This window comes from Actinoplanes sp. NPDC051633 (assembly GCF_040681735.1).
GTDB lineage: Bacteria > Actinomycetota > Actinomycetes > Mycobacteriales > Micromonosporaceae > Actinoplanes.
The window spans coordinates 1-3,170 of record NZ_JBFAZH010000921.1 but is presented as its reverse complement, the minus strand read 5'-3'; the positions used below and the strand labels follow the sequence as shown (position 1 = coordinate 3,170).

2 protein-coding genes are annotated in these 3,170 nt (G+C 67.3%); both read right to left on the bottom strand.

The features are described from left to right. Positions 1–8: 8 nt before the first annotated feature. Positions 9–1,133 (bottom strand): IS30 family transposase, encoded by a 1,125-nt coding sequence (locus tag AB0M20_RS34535; protein WP_364304556.1) that lies wholly within the window; start codon positions 1,131–1,133, stop codon positions 9–11. Continuing rightward, positions 1,084–3,170 (bottom strand): helicase-related protein (locus AB0M20_RS34530; protein WP_364304553.1); only part of this gene is annotated, 2,087 nt, incomplete at its 5' end. The genes AB0M20_RS34530 and AB0M20_RS34535, both read right to left, overlap by 50 nt.

Here is a 3,170-nt window from a genome sequence, read left to right as displayed (position 1 = left end):
CCTTAGATTCAGGCGGTCAAGGCAACACACTCGGCGGGGGTGCGGTAGCCGAGGCATTTTCGGGGTCGGTTGTTGAGTCGGGCGGCAAGGGCGTCCAGGTCGGCTTGGCTGTGGAGGCTGAGATCGGTACCTTTGGGCAGGTATTGCCGGATCAGCTTGTTGGTGTTCTCGTTCGTTCCCCTTTGCCAGGGGCTGCGCGGTGCGGCGAAGAAAACCTCGACGCCGGTGCCCTGCGTCAGGAGTCGGTGGCCGGCCAGTTCCATGCCGCGGTCCCAGGTCAACGTGCTGAGTAGGCGGTCGTCCATCAGGGCGAACGCCTGCTGCAGGGCGGGGATGACAGTCGTGGAGTGGCGGCTGGGTAGGGCAACCATGGTCAGGTGGCGAGACCTGCGGTCGACCAGCGTCGCGACCTGGCTGTTCTTGGCCCCGACGATGAGATCACCTTCGAGATGTCCCAGCTCGGCCCGCTCGTCGGCTGCGGCCGGCCGCTCGTCGATCGGCCGCGCGCCGATGATCTGTGAGCGCCACTGGCCCTTGACGGTGTTGCGCTTGTTCTTGCGGATCGGACGGCCCGTGCGCAGCTTGCTGCACAGCTCACGCGGGACCACCTTCCACCGGGTGGTGTAGATCGCGCGGTAGATGCTCTCGTGGCTGATCCGCATCAACGGGTTGTCGGCGTGCACCAGTCGTAGGTGCCCGACGATCTGTTCCGGCGACCACTCGTTGCTCAGCAGCTCGACCACCAGCTGACGAAGCAGCGGGTTGACCTGCAACGCGGATGGTTTCGGACGGCGGCCCTGTTCCTGGGCGCGCTGTTCGGCGGCGAACGCGCGGTACTTCACCAGGCCGCCGTTGCGAGCGACCTCCCGGCTCACCGTCGAGGCCGGACGACCGATCGACACCGCGATCGAGCGCAGCGACGCTCCAGCCTCGAGCCCACGAGAGATCGACTCTCGATCCTCCGCCGTCAATCGATCGGCGCGACGCACCCGCTCGGCCGGCGCGATGCCGCCGTGATACTTCAGCACCGTGAAGACCGACCCCGGCGGCTTGCCCAGCGCCCGGGAAATCACGCTGATGGAGTCACCGGCCCGCCAGCGTCGCCACAAGTCCTCTTTCATCGCCTCCGGCATCCCCGGCCGACCCATCTGTGCCACAAGCCACCCATTCACCAGCACCGTTGCATTGATCACCTGAATCTAAGTACTGCTGCACGCTTCCCTGAGACTCATGGGAACACGAGGGGCACACCGTTCCCGGATCGCTTTTACCTTCCCAGAAGTGCTCACAGATCTCACAGACCCGGAAGTGCCGGCCCACCAGATCGTGCTGCGGAAGGCGGTACACGCCCCCTGAGGTCCAGACGAAACCGCCGGCGACGATCTCCGCACCCGGCGCGTACTCGTAGATGGCGACCGACAGGTCGCGGTCGAGCTCGAGCCGCTGGCCGACCTGATTCTCGGCGTACACCGTCCGCAGTTCGACGGTGTCGACCGGGAATCCGTACTTCGGCAGGATGTTGCGGTTGGCGAGGAAGCCGAGCAACGGCCGACCCGTGATCGTGTTGATGGCCCTCCCGCATTGTGCGACCAGATTCCACTTCTCGTCCTCGGTGGCCGCCTTGATGCGTTCCTTGAACGACTCGACATCCTGACGGAGCTCGCGATGCACCTTCTGCGCTAGATCCATCAGGACGTCGACCCAGGAGTCGTCGGCCACGCCCAGCGCCTCGGCCAGCTGCGGCGAGAGGACCTGAGTGAGTGAGGCGCGAACCTCGGCCGGAACCGGCGTCAGGAAGTCCCGCAAGGCGAGCGCGGGCACGTCGCCGGTCGTCTCGTCGGCCAGGAAGAAGTCGCCGGCGGTGTGCCACCGGGCGCCGGCGGTTTCGGCGGCGTGCCGAAAGTAGGCGGCCAGAGCGATCGAGTGCGCGTGCCTGCGGTCGATGCGTTCGTTGTCCAGAGGCACCTGCGGTGCGCGAACCTTGCCGCTCACCATGGCCACGGGGTCTTGATAGCGGTTGAGGTCGTGCGCCCGGCGTTGTGCGAAGGTGGCCACCAGCGCCGCCGAGTCGGTGCGGCGCCCGGCCCGCCCCGCGCGCTGGATGTAGTTGGCGGTGGTGGGCGGCATGTTGCGCAGGAACACCGCTTCCAGTTCACCGACGTCGACGCCGAGCTCGAAGGTCGTGGAGCAGGACAGCACGTTGACCTCGCCCATGAGGAACTGCTTCTGGATGCGGGCCGCCTCCTCCGCGTTCCACTGCGCGGTGTGCTCCATCGCCCGTAACGGGATCGGGGTCATCGTCGTGTAGAGATGCCGATAGTGGTCGTCGGCCGCGGTGAGCGGATCCGCGGCGTACGGCACCAGTGTGCCCGTGCACTTGTTGACCGAGCAAACATTACGGACCGAATACGCCGCGACCGTCCGGCAGGAGTCGCAGCGGAAGACCGGCACGCCGGGCTCGGCCGGCACCATCCGCAGATCCAGGTGGTTGAGCTGGCGCACCTCGCCGACGGCCTTCGCCGAGACCTTGGTGAGCCATCCGAGCTTGGACTGGCAGAGGTAGTCCCAGCAGCCTTGGAGGATTTCCACCGGGTCGGCGTCCGACCCGACCGCGGCCAGCACGGCTTTGACGTAATTCAGGCGCCGGTTGGCGCCCTTGACCGGCATCCAGCTGATCACCTTGCGCTTACGGTCGCTGCCTGAGCCGCGCACGTAGATCGGACCCCGCCGCGGATCGAAGCCCTCATCGCGGGGGTCGACGTCCTCGGGCACGCTGACCGCGCCTTGGCTGCGCACGGTTGACGCCAACTGCGCGAGGAGATCCCAGCCTTCGTCGTCGGACAGGCCGAGCGCCAGCAGTGGCGGCGGCAGCGTGCCGTGCGGGTCGCGGTCGAGTGTCACCCGGGCCAAGCCACAGCCCTCCAGCGTGACCCGGATGTCGACGCTGAGCAGCTCCTGCATGATCCAGAGCTCGACCGCGCGGCGGCGCACGGACGCTCCCTGCTGCCGGGTGAAGACACCGGCCTTGTCGGCGGCCTTGCGTACCTCGAACTCCAGGTCCTCGACGCCGACCGGCTCGCCGTCGCGAGCCGCCCGGCGCAGCCCGTCATAGATCAGCCGCCGGCGTTGCAGCGCGCTGTAGCTGCCGGTCAGATACGGCGCGAAGTACG

Coding starts and splice junctions, on each gene's coding strand:
- AB0M20_RS34535 (WP_364304556.1), bottom strand. CDS start 1,133: ATGCCGGAGGCGATGAAAGAGGACTTGTGGCGACGCTGGCGGGCCGGT.